Source organism: Kitasatospora sp. NPDC048365 (assembly GCF_043200835.1).
GTDB lineage: Bacteria > Actinomycetota > Actinomycetes > Streptomycetales > Streptomycetaceae > Kitasatospora > Kitasatospora terrestris.
Map to the genome: position 1 here is coordinate 20,234 of NZ_JBICYJ010000043.1, position 16,344 is coordinate 36,577.

Sequence of the window (16,344 nt, forward strand, 5' to 3'; positions counted from 1 at the left end):
ATAGTGCGACGACGCCTTCCGCCGCCCGGGACGGTGGTCACCGGGCGGCGGAGGCCGATCGACGGCGGTGTGTCGGATCAGGCCGACATCGCCTTGGCGTGGGCGGCGAACAGCTGGGCGGTGGTGCGGGTCGGGTTGGCCGGGTCGTTGTTCCACATGACGCGGTGCCCGTCGTAGTCGGGGTAGAAAGACCCGTCGTCGACCCGGGAGGTGAGCAGCCAGAACTGGTCGCCGGCGCCGCCGCCGGTACGGACGGCCTCGGTCCACGCGGCGTAGGCGCGGTCGCGGGCGGCGGTGTCGGGGATGTCGCGCCCGGCGTCGATCTGCAGGCCGAACTCCTCCACGACCACCGGCTTGCCGAGGGCGCGGCCGTCCGCGAGGTGGTCCGTGATCCAGCGGGTGCCCCAGTCGGTGGCGTCGGTGCCGGGCTTGCTGCCGCTGGTCTCGCCCCAGTTCTGCGGGTAGACGTGCACGGTGCCGTAGTCGACGGCCGGCAGCGCGGTGAGCTTCAGCCAGTCGTTGCCCTCGTAGTCCGAGTACGGGTAGTCGGCGTCGCCGGCCCGGCCGTAGAAGCCCTCGTCGCCGACGGCGAGCAGCTGGCGGGGGGCCAGCGACTTGACGTACGCGCTCATCTCGCGGGCCCAACCGAGCAGAGTGGCACCGGACTTGTCGCTGCGGCAGCGCGGCTCGTTGGCGAGCTCCCAGGCCATGATTGTCGGGTCGGCGTCGTACCGCAGGCCGGTGTAGCGGTTGCGGCGCTGGATCACGTGCTTGGCCCAGGCCCGGTAGGCCTTCCGGCAGTTGGCGTCGGTGTAGAAGCGGTCGTGGTTGGTGCCCTCGCCGTAGGAGTCGTCGGGGAGGCCGAGGAACCAGGAGACGTACTGCTGCATGCCGCCGTAGTCGGGCCAGTTGTTGACCAGCGGGAGGACCAGGCGCAGGCCGAGTTGGCCGGCCTTGTGGACGGCGTAGTCGAGGCTGTCGAAGGCCGCCTCGTCGTAGCTGAACGGCTTCGGCTGCAGCGCGCGGTACGAGCGGCCGTCGCCGTCGGCGAAGGCCCAGGCGCGGACCACCGTCAGGCCCATCGCGGCGGCATCGTCCAGGACCGCGTCGATCATGTAGTGGGACTGCTGGTGGAGGTAGTAGCAGTTGGTGCCGCCGAAGCGGAACTTCGATCCGCCGATCCGCAGTTCGCCGCCCCTGGCGGTGACGAAGGGGCGGTTCCCGCCGTTCCCGCGGGCCTGGCCGTCCGGGATCCCGGCCTCGGCGTCCCGGTCGGCGGCGAACGCGGTGCTGCCGAGCAGCGGGGTGGCGGCGAGGCCGAGGGCGGCTGCTCCCAGCAGGGTGCGGCGGCTGGTGGTGCGGGGTCGGTCGTTCACGTGCGTCCTCCGGACAAGGGGTGGGGTGGTGCCTGGGGGTCGTGAAGTCTGGGGCGGCGCGGCGGTTCAGCTGGGCCCGGGGACCTTCGCGCGGAACACGGTGGCGTCTCCGGTCAGCCGGAGCGGGCCGGCGGAGGCCGGCAGGTACGCGGATTCGCCGGGACCGAGGGCCGGGCCGCCGTCGATCCGCGCGATGCCGCGCACGCACAACAGGATCTGCGGGCCGTCGTCGGCGATCTCCGCGGGCGGGCCGAGCTCGATCCGGGAGAGGCCGAACTCCTCGGCGGGCGTCCGGAACTCGAGCTCGCCGGGGCCGACCGGGGCGGCCGGCGCGAACTGCGGGACGGTGGGCCGGAAATCGACCACCGCGGCGAGCGCCGCGGTGTCGACGTGCTTGGGCGTGAGCCCGCACCGCAGCACGTTGTCCGAGTTGGCCATGATCTCGACCCCGAGCCCGCGCAGGTAGGCGTGCGGGACGCCGGCGTCGAGGTAGAGGGCCTGGCCGGCGGCCAGTCGGACGTGGTTGAGCAGCATCGCGGCGAGGATCCCCGGGTCGCCCGGGTAGTCGCGGGCGGCATCCCGGTAGGCGGCCCAGGTGGGCGCGTCCGCGTCGTCGCCCGAGGCCAGCCGGGCGAGTACGGGCGGCAGTTCGGCGGCGGCCCGCTCGCCCCGCGCACGCTCCCCCGCGAGTGCCGAGGTCAGGACGGTGCGCAGGGCCTGCTCGGCCGGCTCGTCGCGCAGCACCTCGATCCACGGATCCAGGACCGGCAGCGCCAGCCGCTCCCAGAGCCCGGCGGTCGCCCGCGGGTCGCGGAAGCCGCAGAGGGCGTCGAACTCGCCCAGTGCGCAGATCAGTTCGGGCTTGTGGCTGCGGTCGCGGTAGATCCGGTGCGGGGCGTCCAGCGGGATGCCCGCGGCGTCCTCGGCGGCGTACCCCGCCGCGGCCTGCTCGGCCGTCGGGTGGACCTGCACGGACAGCGCGTGCTCGGCCGCCAGCACCTTCAGCAGGAAGGGCAGCCGGGGTCCGAAGCGCCCGACCACCCGCGGTCCGACCTCGCGCTGCGGATCCCGGGCGATGACGGTGTCGAGCGTTTCGCTGCCGTGGCCGCGGTCGACCCGGGAGGGCGCGCCGGGGTGGGCACCCATCCAGAGTTCGGCCTCGGGTTCACCGGTGGGCCGCCGTCCCGTCAGTTCGGCCAGGGCGGTGGTCGATCCCCAGGCGTAGGGGCGGACGGTGGTGGCGAGCAGGTCGGCGGTCATGCGGCGCTCCGGAGGGCTGGGACCCGGCCCGGCCCCGAACTTCCTTACCCTCAAAAGAAGTCGGGGACGGGCCGGGAGTCTTGGAAAGGTGGATCAGTGGGCCGGCGGGGCGCTGCTGCCGCGCGGCACCAGGACGGGGGTGGGGGCCGGCCCGGTGGGCGCTCCGCGGTGCTCGACGACGTCGAACAGGGTGCGGGCGACCTGGGCGCCGTACCCGTGGACGTCGTGACTCATCGCGGACAGCGCGGGGTGGGTGAGCCGGCACAACTGGGAGTCGTCCCAGGCGATCAGCGACAGGTCGCCGGGTACCTGGAGGCCGAACTCGGCGGCCACCGAGATCCCGGCCACGGCCATGATGTCGTTGTCGTAGATGATCGCGGTGGGGCGCTCGGCGGAGGCCAGCAGCATCCGGGTGGCCCGGGCGCCGGCCTGGCCGGAGAAGTCGGTCGGGATACTGCGCGGCGGTTCCAGTCCGAGCTGCTCGGCGACGGCGGCGAGGGCCCGGGTGCGGATCGCGGTGTGGCCGAGGTCCGGGTCGCCGCCGACCCGGGCGATCCGGCGGTGGCCGAGCATCGCCAGGTAGCGGACGGCGTCCTCGACGGCGGCGGAGTCGTCGGTCCACACCGCGGGCAGCTCGTCGCCGACCAGTCCGGGGTGTCCGGCGGCGACGGCGGGCATGCCGAGCGCGCGGAGCGCGGGGATCCGCGGATCGGCCTCGGTGAGGTCGACCAGGACGGAGCCGCTGACCCGACGGGTGCGCCACCAGGTGCGGTGCACGGAGATCTCCTGCTCGCGGTCGCGCACCAGGCGCAGCAGCAGGGTCGCCGAGCGTTCCTCCAGCACGCTCTCGATGCCGGAGATGAACTCCATGTAGAAGGGCTCCAGGCCGAGTTGGCGGGCCGGCCGGGTGATGACGAGTCCGACCGTGTCGCTGCCCGGGGCGAGTCGGGCCAGGCTCCGGGCCGCCTGGCTCGGAACCCAGCCCAGGTCGGCGGCGGCGGCCCGGATGCGTTCCCTGGTGGGGCCGGACACCCCGGGCCGGTCGTTGAGGGCCAGCGACACGGCCCCGGCGGAGACACCGGCGAGAGCGGCGACGTCGCGGATGGTGACACGTCCGTTCATCTCCTCGCCTCCTTCGCGGTGCCGACCTCCGCCGGGGGGGGGGGGGGGGGGGGGGGGGGGGGGGGGGGGGGGGGGGGGGGCCGCGCGGCCGCCCCGCGCCCCCCCCCCGGCGCCCCCGCCCCCCCCCCCGCCCGCGCGCGCCCCCCCCCGCCCCCCCCCGCCCCCCCCCCCCCCCCCCGCCCCCCCCCCCCCCCCCCCCCCCCGGCTCCCCCGACGGTCCGCTCACTTGCTCGATCCGGCGGCGAAGCCGGCGTAGATCAGACGCTGCAGGGCGAGGAACACCACCAGGGTCGGCAGGATGACCAGGATCGTGCCGGCCGAGATGATCTCCCAGTTCACGCCGAACGGCCCCTGGAAGCGGAACAGCGAGGTGGAGATGGTGCCCAGGTCGCTGGACGGCATGTAGAGGAAGGGGATGAAGAAGTCGTTGTAGACGGTCACACCCTTGACGATCACCACGGTGGCGATGGCGGGCTTCAGCATCGGCAGGATGATCCGCCAGTAGATGGTGAAGGTGTTGGCGCCGTCGAGCCGGGCCGCCTCGTCCAGCGAGATCGGGATGGAGCGGATGAACTGCAGGAAGATGTAGATCGAGATGATGTCGGTGCCGAGGTACAGCAGGATCGGCGCCCAGCGGGTGTTGAACGCGCCCAGGTCGTTGACGATCTGGAAGGTCGCGACCTGGGTGGTGACACTGGGCACCAGGCTGGCCAGCAGGAACAGCGCCATCACGAGCTTCTTCAGCCGAAACTCGAACCGGTCGATGGCGTAGGCGGTCATCGAGCCGATGACGACCGTGCCGGTCACCGAGATCAGCAGGATGAACGAGGTGTTGAGGAAGGCGGGCAGCATCTTGCCCTGGGTGAAGGCGATCCGGAAGTTCTCGAGGTTGAGCCAGTTGCCCGGCAGGTCGAGCGGCCCGGTGTTGAGTGCCTCCGAGCGGGTCTTGAGCGAGGTGAGGAGGATCACGACCAGCGGGACCAGCACGACGGCGGAGGCCAGGACCAGCGACAGGTACTTGGCTCCGCTCGCGGCGGCCGAGCGGGCGTGGATCCTCCGCGCGGTGCGCGGGTGCTTCACGGGGGTGGCGGGGGCGGTGGTCACGAGAGTTCAACCCTCTCCTCCGGCACCAGGCGGCGCTGGATCCAGGTGACGAGCAGGATCATGGCGAGCAGCACCACGGCGCTGGCCGAGGCGAGGCCGAACTTGTCGAACTTGAAGGCCATGGTGATGCTCTGGATGACGAAGGTCTGCGAGCCGTTGGCGCCGCCGGTCATGATGTACGGGATCTCGAACACCGCCAGCGAGCCCGAGACCGCGAGGATCGCGCTGAGGCTGATCACCGGCTTGATGCTGGGCGCGATGATGTGCCGGAACTGCTGCCAGCGGTTGGCGCCGTCCAGCGCGGCGGCCTCGTACAGGTGCGGCGGGATGGACTGGATCGCGCCGAGGAACAGCACCAGGTTGAGACCGGTGTAACGCCAGACCGACACGCCGGCCAGCGACTTGTTGACCAGGTCGGGGTCACCCATCCAGAGGAACTTGCCGTGGATGCCGACGAGTTCGAGCAGCGAGTCGAGCGTTCCGTGGGGCTGGAAGAAGTACAGGAAGACGAAGCCGATCGCGACACCGTTGATCAGGTAGGGGAAGAACAGGATGCCCTTGAACAGGTTCCGGAACTTCGTGTTGAAGCTGAGCACGGTGGCGAAGTACAGGGCCAGACAGATCTGCACCACGGCGGCGAGCAGGTAGACGCCGCTGACCAGGAACACCTTGAACAGCTCGGGCCGGGTGAACAGGTCGGTGTAGTTCTTGAGCCCGACGTTGTTCTTCTCCGGGCTGATGCCGTCCCAGTCGCTGAAGCTGTAGCCGATCATGTCGCCGATCGGCAAGTAGGTGAACGTCACCAGCAGCGCGAGCGGTACCAGCAGGTACAGCCACGGGGTGAACCACCAGTGCCGGCGGACGCCCTTGCGCCGGGAGGCGCGGCGTCGGTCGATCGGCGCCGACACGTCGGTCGCGGCGTCGGCCGCCCTCGCCACGCCGGTCGCGGCGGTCTGCGCGGGGGGCTTTCCGGTGCCCCGGTCCCTCTGCAGTGCAGTCATCTTCGTTCCTTCGTAGGTCCTGGCACCCGGTGAGCGGCGCGGCCCGGCGCTCTCGTCGTCAGGGCCGGGCGCGGGTCGCGCCGCTCGGCCGGATCGGTCAGCCGACCGTCTTCTGCGACGCGGACCACTTCTTGTTCAGCTCGGCGAAGTAGCTGTTCTGGTCGCCGGCGGCGGCGCCGCGCGCGATGTCGACCAGCTTCTGCCGGTAGTCCGGGGCGTCCAGGTTGATCTCCGCACCCTTGTCGATCTTCTTGACCGTGGCCAGCTTCTCCTGGTTCTGGCCGATCATCTGCACCCCCTTCTCGGTGAAGGGCTTGAGCGCGCTGGGGAGTTCGGTGCCCTTGACGGAGGAGATGCCCTGCTCGTTCTGGGCGGCACCCGACTTGTTGATGAACCAGTCGACCCAGGCGCGGGCCGCCTCCTGGTTCTTGGAGTGCTTGTTGATCGCGTACTTGTAGTCCGGCTGGAGGACGGTGCACGGCTTGCCGCTGGTCGACGGGAACGGCATGTAGCCGATGTCGTCCGGGTTCGCACCGGCCTTGGTGGCGGCATCGCGCATCTGCGAGATGGACCACGAGCCCAGGTACATCGACCCGATCTTGCCGGTGGCCAGCAGGGTCTTCGAGTTGTCCCAGTTGGTGGTGGTCGGGTCGTCCTCGGTGAGCTTCTCGTGGACGGCCGAGTACAGCAGGCTGTCGATGGTGAAGATGTCGTTGCCGCTGGTCCACGGGGTGGCGGTGGTGGCCATCGCGTCCTTGGCGGCGGGGTTGCAGCTCGGCGAGCTGATCGCGTCGGTCCACTGCCGCAGCGGCCAGCCGTCGTGGTAGTTGGTGTAGTACGGGGTCGCCTGGCCCTTGGCCTTGATGGCCTTCAGGTCGGTGACGAACTCCTCGGGGGTCTTCGGCCACTCGGTGACGCCGGCGTCCGCCCAGACCTTCTTGTTGTAGACGAAACCGGTCACGGTGCCGTAGTTGGCGATGCCGTAGACCTTGCCGGCGACCGTCGAGTAGTCGGTCCACTGGTACTGCTTCGACAGCTCGGTGGCCTCGCCCAGCGGCGAGAAGAAGTTCGGGAACTGGGCGATCGACAGGTCCGAGGGGATCGGCAGCACGTCACCGTAGTTCTCGGTGTTCATGCGGATCTTGACTTCGCCCTCGTAGTCCTTCATCCCCTCGAACTTCACCTTGACGTTCGGGTAGATCTTGGTGAACGCGGCGGCGTACTTGTCGAGGGTGCCGTCGCCCAGCTGATCCGTACGGTTCGTCAGGACCGTGATGGTGCCGGACACCTTGCTCGCGTCCGAGTTGACCGTCGGAGCGGAGGAAGCGCCGCCGCCGCCACTGCTACACGCCGTGAGCACCACCATGGTCGCGGCCGCAACGGCCACCCATCCTCTGCGCATCTCGCTCATCCTTCGCGCTGATCGTCTTGTGACACGGGGGAGAGACAACCACCGGGGCGCAATCGGCCTCCCTGGCTGCTGGACGCTTAACGTAGACGTCACATCCTGGCCATGTCCATAGAGCGGTCAACATTGATATCCACGAGATTTGTTACCAGCAAGGCCCTTATTTACTAAAACTTTGCTTAACAAGTAAGTGGATCAGGTTCGTTATCGGACCGCGACCGCGACTTGCTGGACAACGTTGTCAGAGCGGGTCAGAATCGGCGTGAAGGACCCGGCAGCGCCCTGCCCAGGCACCGCGGCGCTCCCCTGCTACACCCGCGGAGACGTCACAATGAGTTACGACATGGCCGGTACCGCCCTCGCCGCCGGACCCCCGTGGTCGGCGCCCCGCGGGGCCGCCTCCAGGCCGCTGCTGGCGGCCCTCGACATCGGCGGCACCAAGATCGCGGGAGCCCTGGTCGGCACCGACGGTTCGCTGCTGCACCAGCTCCAGGTGCCCACCCCCGCCGACGGCGACCGGCACGACCTGATGGCCGCCGTCGACCACGTTCTCGACGACCTCGCCCGGCTTCCCGAGTGGCAGGGCGTCCGGGCGCTCGGCATCGGCAGCGCCGGCCCGGTCGACATCGCCGCCGGCACCGTCAGCCCGGTCAACCTGCCCGGCTGGCGTGACTTCCCACTGCGCTCCGAGGCCGCCGAGCACCCCGCCGTCCACGGCCTGCCCGTGGTCCTCGGCGGCGACGCGGTCGCGATGGCCGCCGCCGAACACTGGCGGGGCGCCGCCCGCCCGTACCGCAACGCCCTCTGCCTGGTGGTCTCGACCGGCGTCGGTGCCGGGCTCGTCCTCGACGGCCACCTGCACACCGGCACCACGGGCAACGCCGGACACCTCGGCCACATCAGCGTCGACCTCGACGGCCGGCCCTGCCCCTGCGGCTCCCGCGGCTGCGTCGAGGGGCTCGCCTCCGGCACCGCCATCGCCCGCACGGCCGGCGAACTCGGCTGGCGGCCGGGCCCCGGCGGCGACGCCACCGCGGGCGCCGTCGCCGCCGCCGCCCGGGCCGGCGACCCGCTCGCCCTCGCCGCCTTCGACCTCGCCGCCCGAGCCCTGGCGGCCGGCATCGCCGCCACCGCCACCCTGGTCGAAATCGACGTCGCGGTCGTCGGCGGCGGCGTCGCCAAGGCCGGCCCGGTCCTCTTCGACCCGCTGGCCCGGCATCTCGCCTCCTACACCGCGCTGTCCTTCACCCGCGGCCTGCGCCTGCTCCCGGCCGAGCTCGGCACCGACGCCGGCCTGGTCGGCGCCGCCGCCCTCGCCCGCACCGCGCTGCCCGCCCACCGCTGACCGCGCTGCCGCCGACCGTCGGCCGGAACCGGCGCGACCGTTGCCCGGACGGCCGTCGCCCCCGTACGTTCCGCGGTGGACGCCGACAGGTGGGTCGGCGGGCGGGACGGAGGCAGGGAGGGGCTCGCGTGCGGGAAGGCATCATCCGCAATCCGGTGCTGCCCGGGTCGCATCCGGATCCGTCGATCCTCCGGGTGGGTGACGACCACTACCTCGCGACGTCCACGTTCGAGTGGTTTCCGGGGGTCCGGCTGCACCACTCCACCGATCTGGTCGACTGGCGCCCGCTGGGCGGCGCGCTCACCGACGCACGGCTGCTGGACCTGACCGGCTGCCCGGACTCGGCCGGGGTGTGGGCGCCCAACCTCTCCTACGCGGACGGACTGTTCCACCTGGTCTTCTCCAACGTCTCCAGCTACACGGGCGGATTCACCGACTGCCCGAACCTCCTGGTCACCGCGCCCGCGATCGACGGCCCGTGGTCGGATCCGGTCCCGTTGCACGCACGCGGCTTCGACGCCTCGCTGTTCCACGACGGCGCGGACAGCTGGCTGCTCAACCTGGTGCACGACTGGCGTCCGGGGTACGGCGGTTCGGCCGGGCTGGAGGCGACCCGGTACGACCGCGCGGCCCGCCGGCTGGTCGGCGGGCCGACGCCGCTGGAGCTGCTGCCGCCGCGGGCGGGCTGGATCGAGGGCCCGAACCTGTACCGCCGGGGCCCCTGGTACTACCTGCTGACGGCGGACGGCGGCACCGGCTGGGAGCACCGGGTGACCGTCGCCCGCTCGCGCGCCCTCGCCGGCCCGTACGAGCGCGACCCGCACGGCCCGCTGGTCACCGCCCGCGACCGTCCCGACCTGCCGCTGCAGAAGGCCGGCCACGGCAGCCTGATGGAGGCGGCGGACGGCCGCTGGTGGCTGGCGTACCTGGTCGCCCGCCCGCTCGGCCGGCGCGGTCCGTGCGTCCTCGGCCGGGAGACGGCGCTCGCGCCGGTCGAGTGGACGGCCGACGGCTGGCCCCGCGTCCCCACCGGCCTGCCCGCCACGGCAGTTCACCTCACCACGCCGCCGACGGGCCGCCCCGACCCACACCCGCACCCGCAGCAACCGGACCGGGACGACTTCGACCGTCCGACGCTCGGCCCCGCGTGGTCCACGCTGCGCCGCCCCGCCACCGCGGACTGGCTCAGCCTCACCGAGCGGCCCGGCCGTCTGCGCGTGCGCGGCGGCCGCTCCCCGCAGAGCCTGGTCGGTCCGAGCCTGGTGGCCCGCCGGATGACCGCGCCGCGCTGCTCGTTCACGGCGGAGGTGGAGTTCCGGCCGCGGTCGTTCCAGCAGCTGGCGGGCGTCACCGCGTACTACAACACGCTCAACTGGTATTTCCTGCACGTCACCGCGGACGACGCCGGCCGGCGCGTGCTGCGGCTCGCGAGCAGCGACCGCGGAGCCGTCCGGTTCGAGGAGGCCGCCGACGCGGTCCTCGCGGACGACGCGGTGCCGCGCCTCGGGGTGGACGTGGACGGCGGTGAACTGCGGTTCCGCCACCGGGTGGACGCGGCGTGGCGCCCGTTCGGCCCGGTGCTCGACGCGACGGTGCTGTCGGACGAGCACGCGGAGCAGATCGAGCACGGCGTGATCCGCGCGATGGGCTTCACCGGCGCCTTCCTCGGCCTGTGGGTCTGGGACCTGACCGGCGGCGCACTGCCCGCCGACTTCGGACGTGCACGCTACGAATCCCGGCCGTAGCGCGACGGGTTGAGGGGGTATCACTCGCCTCTTCCCAGAATGATGATCTCAAGTCGTATCAACGACAAGGTTCACCTGATCGAGTACATGGCGAGGCGCATCGCTCTGATGGAGCATCAGATCGTTTAGCGTTCTCTGCGGAGCCGGGATCAACTCCGGACCCTTACAAAGCCTTTTCACCCCCTCCTCTCACCCCGGTGTCGCGCCATGCTGCCCTGACACCGGCCGTTCCCGAAGGAGTGCACTGCCCGATGTCCGTGGAGACGAGCCCGGAGGCGCAGGCGGCGCAGCCGGCGCAGACCAGCCTTGCGACTGCTGCTGCCCGCAACCTGGCGACGACGACCAAGTCGGCGCCGCAGATGCAGGAGATCACCTCGCGGTGGCTGCTGCGGATGCTGCCGTGGGTGCAGACCTCCGGTGGTACCTACCGGGTCAACCGGCGGCTGGTGTACACCGTCGGTGACGGCCGGATCGAGTTCGTGCAGACCGGCGCGCAGGTGCGGGTGATCCCGCAGGAGCTGGGCGAGTTGGCCCTGCTGCGCGGCTTCGAGGACGTCGAGGTGCTGACCGCGATCGCGGACCGGTGCGTGCAGCGGGACTTCCGCGCCGGCGAGGTCCTGGTCGAGCGCGGCACCCCGGCGGCCGAGATCCACCTGATCGCGCACGGCCGGATCAACCAGGTCGGCACCGGCAAGTACGGTGACGACACGGTCGTCGGCGTCCTGGCGGACGGTGACCGGTTCGGCGAGAACGCCCTGCTGGACGAGGACGCCACCTGGGACTACACCGCCACCGCGAAGACCAACGGCACCCTGCTCACCCTCACCCGCGCCGACTTCGCCCGGATCGCCGCGCTGGCGCCGGCCCTGCAGGCGCACCTGGCGGAGTTCTCCTCGCTGCCCCTGCAGCGGCAGAACGAGCTCGGCGAGGCCGAGATCGCGATGTCGTCCGGCCACACCGGTGAGGTCGAACTCCCCAGCGCGTTCGTGGACTACGAGCTCAAGCCGCGCGAGTACGAGCTGTCGATCGCGCAGACCGTGCTGCGCGTCCACACCCGCGTCGCGGACCTGTACAACCACCCGATGAACCAGGTCGAGCAGCAGCTCAAGCTCACCGTCGAGGCGCTCCGCGAGCGCCAGGAGCACGAGCTGATCAACAACCGCGAGTTCGGCCTGCTCCACAACGCCGCGTTCGACCAGCGCATCCAGACCCACTCCGGCCCGCCGACCCCGGACGACCTGGACGAGCTCCTCTCGCGCCGCCGCGACAGCGAGTTCTTCCTGGCCCACCCCAAGGCCATCGCGGCGATCGGCCGCGAGTTCAACTCCCGTGGTCTGTACCCGGACCACGTCGACCTGCACGGGCACAAGATCCCCGCCTGGCGCGGCATCCCGATCCTGCCCTGCAACAAGATCCCGATCAACGCCGACAACACCAGCTCGATCCTGGTGATGCGGACCGGTGAGGACAACCAGGGCGTCATCGGCCTCCACCAGACCGGCATCCCGGACGAGTTCCAGCCGAGCCTGTCGGTGCGCTTCATGGGCATCGACGAGAAGGCGATCATCAACTACCTGGTCACCGCCTACTACTCGGCCGCCATCCTGGTCCCCGACGCCGTCGGTGTCCTGGAGAACGTCGAGATCGCCCACGGCCGCAACTGACGGTCCGTCCGGGGGTTTCCCCGCGCCACGTGATCCGCGACCGGTCGTACGCCGCACGGCGGGCGGCCGGTCGTGGACGCGCCGTGTCCGCGCGCGGCCGGAAGGCGGCGGTGCGCGGGCACGCGCCTGACGAACGACGTTGACGGACCACTGCGGACAGAGGCGGTACGGCGATGAGCGCCACCAACCTGGAACAGATCCTCCGCGGCCCACGCGGCCTGGGCACCGCGGGCCTGTACCTGACGCCCGGCACACCGGCCGCACCCACCACACCCCAGGACCCGGAGCCGCCCGTCGTCGAGGCGACCGAGGCGACCGAGGCCGCCGAGCTGCCGGCCACCCGGACGATCCCCGCGCCGGCCGGGGCCGCCGCCGCGCTCCTCGCGCACGCGGTCCCCGCGCCGGCCCCCGCCCCCGCGAGCGGGAAGCCGAAGCTCGGCGACCCGATCCCGGGCCTGTACTACCACCCGGTGCCGGAGCCGGACGCGCTGCGGGTGGCCGAGGTCGGCCGCCGGATCAAGGAGTGGGCGCTGGAGGAGGTGGAGCTCTACCCGCCGGAGTGGGAAGACCAGTTCGACGGCTTCTCGATCGGCAAGTACATGGTGGCGTGCCACCCGGACGCTCCCACCATCGACCACCTGATGATCGCCACCCGGCTGATGGCGGCCGAGAACGCGGTGGACGACTACTACTGCGAGGACCACGGCGGTTCGCCGATCGGCCTCGGCGGCCGGCTGCTGATGGCGCACACCGCGCTGGACCCGGTGCACACCACCGCCGAGTACCGGGCCCCGTGGGAGGCGTCGCTGTCCGCCGACCCGCCGCGCCGGGCGTACCGCTCGGCGATGGAGTACTTCGACCGGGCGGCCACCCCGTCCCAGGCGGACCGTTTCCGCCACGACATGGCCCGGCTGCACCTCGGCTACCTCGCCGAGGCGGCGTGGGCGGAGACGGACCACGTCCCGGAGGTCTGGGAGTACCTGGCGATGCGCCAGTTCAACAACTTCCGGCCGTGTCCGACCATCACCGACACGGTCGGCGGCTACGAGCTGCCGATCGACCTGCACGCCCAGCCGGCGATGCAGCGGGTGATCGGCCTCGCCTCCAACGCGACCACGATCGTCAACGACCTCTACTCGTACACCAAGGAACTCGCCTCCCCCGGGCGGCACATGAACCTGCCGGTGGTGATCGCCGAGCGCGAGGGCTGCTCCGAGCGCGAGGCGTACCTGAAGGCGGTCGAGGTCCACAACGACCTGATGCACGCGTTCGAGACGGAGGCCGCCCAGCTGGCCGCCGCCTGTCCGGTCCCGGTGGTGCTGCGCTTCCTGCGCGGTGTGGCGACCTGGGTGGACGGCAACCACTACTGGCACCAGACCAACACGTTCCGCTACAGCCTGCCCGACTTCTGGTAACCCGAAGTCGTCCCGTATCCCAAGGAGCCCGTTTTAATGACCATGACCGACCTCTCCGCCGCTGCCATCCCCGGTCCGGCCACCCCGTACCAGGGCGACATCGCCCGGTACTGGGACCACGAGGCCCGGCCCGTCAACCTTCGCCTCGGCGACGTCGACGGTCTGTACCACCACCACTACGGCATCGGCGAGGTCGACCACGCGGCCGTCGGTGACCCGGAGGACAGCGAGCACGAGAAGAAGGTCGTCGCCGAGCTGCACCGACTGGAGTCCGCCCAGGCCGAGGTGCTGCTGGACCACCTGGGTCCGATCGGCCGCGACGACACCCTGCTCGACGCCGGCTGCGGCCGCGGCGGCTCCTCGGTGATGGCGCACCAGCGCTTCGGCTGCAAGGTCGAGGGTGTCACCCTCTCCGCCAAGCAGGCCGAGTTCGGCAACCGGCGGGCCCGCGAGCTGGGCATCGACGGCTCGGTCCGCGCGCAGGTCTGCAACATGCTGGACACCCCCTTCGAGAAGGGGCAGATGGCGGCGTCGTGGAACAACGAGTCGAGCATGTACGTCGACCTGGACGACCTGTTCGCCGAGCACTCCCGCCTGCTGCGGGTGGGCGGCCGCTACGTCACCATCACCGGCTGCTGGAACCCGAAGTACGGGCAGCCCTCGAAGTGGGTGTCGCAGATCAACGCGCACTTCGAGTGCAACATCCACTCCCGCCGCGAGTACCTGCGCGCGATGGCCGACAACCGCCTGGTGCCGCAGGCCGTCATCGACCTGACCCCGGACACCATCCCGTACTGGGAGCTGCGGGCGACCTCCTCGCTGGTCACCGGTATCGAGGAGGCGTTCCTGGAGTCCTACAAGGACGGCTCGTTCCAGTACGTGCTGATCGCGGCCGACCGGGTCTGACCGACCCCCGCCGAGCCGGCCTCCCGGGACGCCGCCCGGGAGGCCTCAGCCGTCCTCCGGCAGATCCTCCTCGTCCTCGTCCCAGTCGTCGTCGAGCGGGCGGCGCCGGACCGCGGCCGCGACCAGCGCGGCGATCACCAGCAGCGGTCCGAGCACGGCGGCGGTGATCTCGTCCCAGCCGCCCTGGTGGGCGAGTCGGACGCTCATGCGCCCGCCAGCAGGGCGATCCCGGCGGTGGTGTAGCCGATCATCACGGCCAGCATCGGGTACTGCCCGGCCCGTGCGTGCCGGCGCGGCATCAGCGCCACCGACCGGTCGTGCGCGGCGATCACGCCGACCAGGTGGCCGGCCACGATCGCCCCGACCTGGACCAGCGCGATGCCGCCGGCGGGCAGCAGCAGGTAGTCGATCCGCCGGCCGGCCAGGCCGAACAGGTCCCAGCCGCGTCCCAGCGGGTCGCCCGCCAGCAGCAGCCCGGCCTGCCCCTGGAACAGCGCGAACGAGAAGTAGTGCGCCACCGTGTAGCCGAGCATCACGGGCACCAGCGTGTGCCCGAACTCCGCGTACGGGCGCGCCGATCGGCGCAGGTACGGCAGGCTGAGCCGGACCGCGAGCAGGTACGTCAGCGCCACCGCGCCGACCGCGCCGGCGAGCCCGGCGGTGCCCAGCAGCAGGTACGCGGCCCGGCCGGTGCCCTGGACGGCGTCGGACCACAGCGGGGTGCGGCTGAGGCCGTCGAAGGCGGTGGAGCCGAGCAGCAGCACCACCGCGCGGGTGGTCGCGCCGGTCCGCGGCAGCCCGGCGAGACCGTCGAGCGGGTTGCGCAGCACGGGAGTTCCGTCGGCGCGCCGGCCGAGCGGCGAGGCGGCGCCGATCAGCGCGGTGTACCCGCCGAAGGCCTCGGCACGCTCGAACCACGCCGGGCCGTACCGGGCGCCCGCCAGGACCTGGACCAGCGCGTAGCCGGTGACGAACACCGCCACGGCGCGCGGCGAGGCGGAGTGGTCGTACACCAGCTCCAGCCAGAGGAAGGCCGAAAGCCCGGCGAGTGCGGGCCAGTTGGAGACCCGCTCCGGCAGCGGGCGGCGCGGCAGGGCCCGCCCCGCCAGGGCGGCGAGCGGACGCAGCGGGTCGAGCCGGCGCCAGGCCCCCGCGCCCAGCAGCAGGGTGAGCGGTACCAGACCGACCCAGAACCAGACGTACCACCAGGTCGGTGCCGGGTTCCGGGCCGGGTCGTCCGGCCCGGCCCAGGCGGCGGCGAGCAGCGCGGTGAGCAGGGCGCCGCCGAGCAGGCGGGCGGCGGTGCGGGTCACCCGGTGGTCGAGGGCGCGGACCAGGCGCGGGGGCAGCGGGCGTCCGGCGTCCGGTCGGCCGAGGCGGGGGCTGCTCCAGAACGCACCGAGCACCAGGAAGGACACCAGCAGCGCGAGGGCCGCCCCGCCGACCGCGAGCCAGAGCGGCAGCGGCAGGTCGGAGCGGCCGCCGAGGCCGTGGGCGAGCGTGGTCACCGGACCTCGAAGCGCAGCAGGCGCAGGTGCGCGTCCTCCAGCTCGACCTCGAACTGGCCGGGGATGTCGGCGGTGAACCGGATCGTCACCGGCCGGCCGGGCGCCGCGTCGCCGTGCAGGTCGTAGCCGTGGACGTGCACCTCGTCGCTGACGTCGGCCTCCACGGTGAGCACCACGGCCCGGCCGAGCGGCACCACGGGCCGCCCGGCCGGGCCGCTGACCTGCCCGCCGCTCACCCGCACCCGCAGCTCCACGTCGGTCGCGGACGGCGCCGGGGCGGCCGTCGCCCCGGTCGGCGAGGGCCCGCCCGCGGCCCCCGTGCCGCCCGCCGCCGTACCGCTCGCGGCCGGGGCGGCGAACGAAGGCGTCGGGGCGACGGGCGGGGACGCCGGGGCGGCGGTGCCGCATCCGGTGGCGAGCAGCAGCAGCGCGGCCAGCGCTCCGGCGACGCCGGCGGCCGCGCGGGCGGGGGTCCTGGGCATGGTGGCGG

General features: G+C 72.2%; 14 protein-coding genes. 5 read left to right on the forward strand and 9 right to left on the reverse strand.

Annotated features, from left to right (window positions below):
- Window positions 1–77: 77 nt before the first annotated feature.
- From ACGFX4_RS32630 to ACGFX4_RS32655, 6 genes are all read right to left on the reverse strand, one after another.
- On the reverse strand, window positions 78–1,376 hold the full coding sequence (locus ACGFX4_RS32630; RefSeq protein WP_393082179.1) for a cellulase family glycosylhydrolase: 1,299 nt from the start codon (window positions 1,374–1,376) through the stop codon (window positions 78–80).
- A 66-nt stretch (window positions 1,377–1,442) separates the two neighbouring features.
- Entirely contained in the window at window positions 1,443–2,636 is a 1,194-nt protein-coding gene (gene manA / locus ACGFX4_RS32635) for a mannose-6-phosphate isomerase, class I (protein WP_393082182.1), read from the reverse strand.
- 93 nt (window positions 2,637–2,729) lie between these two features.
- On the reverse strand, window positions 2,730–3,758 hold the full coding sequence (locus tag ACGFX4_RS32640) for a LacI family DNA-binding transcriptional regulator (protein ID WP_393082185.1): 1,029 nt from the start codon (window positions 3,756–3,758) through the stop codon (window positions 2,730–2,732).
- A gap of 222 nt (window positions 3,759–3,980) precedes the next feature.
- Complete coding sequence (locus tag ACGFX4_RS32645; RefSeq protein WP_393082309.1) at window positions 3,981–4,811, reverse strand: carbohydrate ABC transporter permease; 831 nt, start codon at window positions 4,809–4,811, stop codon at window positions 3,981–3,983.
- Between the two features lie 47 nt (window positions 4,812–4,858).
- Window positions 4,859–5,863 carry a carbohydrate ABC transporter permease gene (locus ACGFX4_RS32650; RefSeq protein ID WP_393082188.1) on the reverse strand — a complete coding sequence of 335 codons (1,005 nt, stop codon included), beginning with the start codon at window positions 5,861–5,863 and terminating at the stop codon, window positions 4,859–4,861.
- A 97-nt stretch (window positions 5,864–5,960) separates the two neighbouring features.
- Window positions 5,961–7,265: an ABC transporter substrate-binding protein gene (locus ACGFX4_RS32655; RefSeq protein WP_393082191.1), complete on the reverse strand. Its 1,305-nt coding sequence runs from the start codon at window positions 7,263–7,265 to the stop codon at window positions 5,961–5,963.
- Between the two features lie 337 nt (window positions 7,266–7,602).
- Here ACGFX4_RS32655 and ACGFX4_RS32660 point away from each other — a divergent pair, with 337 nt between their 5' ends.
- The 5 genes from ACGFX4_RS32660 (at window position 7,603) to ACGFX4_RS32680 (ending at window position 14,346) form a co-directional block, all read left to right on the forward strand.
- Window positions 7,603–8,616 (forward strand): ROK family protein, encoded by a 1,014-nt coding sequence (locus tag ACGFX4_RS32660; protein ID WP_393082194.1) that lies wholly within the window; start codon window positions 7,603–7,605, stop codon window positions 8,614–8,616.
- A 128-nt stretch (window positions 8,617–8,744) separates the two neighbouring features.
- Window positions 8,745–10,361, forward strand: a complete 1,617-nt coding sequence (locus tag ACGFX4_RS32665; RefSeq protein ID WP_393082197.1) for a family 43 glycosylhydrolase — start codon at window positions 8,745–8,747, stop codon at window positions 10,359–10,361.
- 251 nt (window positions 10,362–10,612) lie between these two features.
- The gene (locus ACGFX4_RS32670) at window positions 10,613–12,025 is read left to right on the forward strand and encodes a family 2B encapsulin nanocompartment shell protein (protein ID WP_393082200.1); all 1,413 of its coding nucleotides are present in this window, start codon (window positions 10,613–10,615) and stop codon (window positions 12,023–12,025) included.
- A 173-nt stretch (window positions 12,026–12,198) separates the two neighbouring features.
- The gene (locus tag ACGFX4_RS32675) at window positions 12,199–13,440 is read left to right on the forward strand and encodes a family 2 encapsulin nanocompartment cargo protein terpene cyclase (RefSeq protein WP_393082203.1); all 1,242 of its coding nucleotides are present in this window, start codon (window positions 12,199–12,201) and stop codon (window positions 13,438–13,440) included.
- A gap of 36 nt (window positions 13,441–13,476) precedes the next feature.
- Entirely contained in the window at window positions 13,477–14,346 is an 870-nt protein-coding gene (locus tag ACGFX4_RS32680) for a geranyl diphosphate 2-C-methyltransferase (protein WP_393082206.1), read from the forward strand.
- A gap of 45 nt (window positions 14,347–14,391) precedes the next feature.
- Here ACGFX4_RS32680 and ACGFX4_RS32685 read toward each other — a convergent pair whose 3' ends face one another.
- Genes ACGFX4_RS32685 through ACGFX4_RS32695 form a run of 3 tightly spaced genes read right to left on the reverse strand, consistent with a single transcriptional unit; the run spans window position 14,392 to window position 16,336 of the window.
- A complete protein-coding gene (locus ACGFX4_RS32685) occupies window positions 14,392–14,553 on the reverse strand; it encodes a hypothetical protein (protein WP_393082209.1) in 162 nt (53 codons plus the stop codon).
- A complete protein-coding gene (locus tag ACGFX4_RS32690; RefSeq protein ID WP_393082212.1) occupies window positions 14,550–15,854 on the reverse strand; it encodes a hypothetical protein in 1,305 nt (434 codons plus the stop codon). The genes ACGFX4_RS32685 and ACGFX4_RS32690 overlap by 4 nt, the downstream gene beginning before the upstream one ends.
- On the reverse strand, window positions 15,851–16,336 hold the full coding sequence (locus tag ACGFX4_RS32695) for a hypothetical protein (protein ID WP_393082215.1): 486 nt from the start codon (window positions 16,334–16,336) through the stop codon (window positions 15,851–15,853). The genes ACGFX4_RS32690 and ACGFX4_RS32695 overlap by 4 nt, the downstream gene beginning before the upstream one ends.
- Window positions 16,337–16,344: the final 8 nt, after the last annotated feature.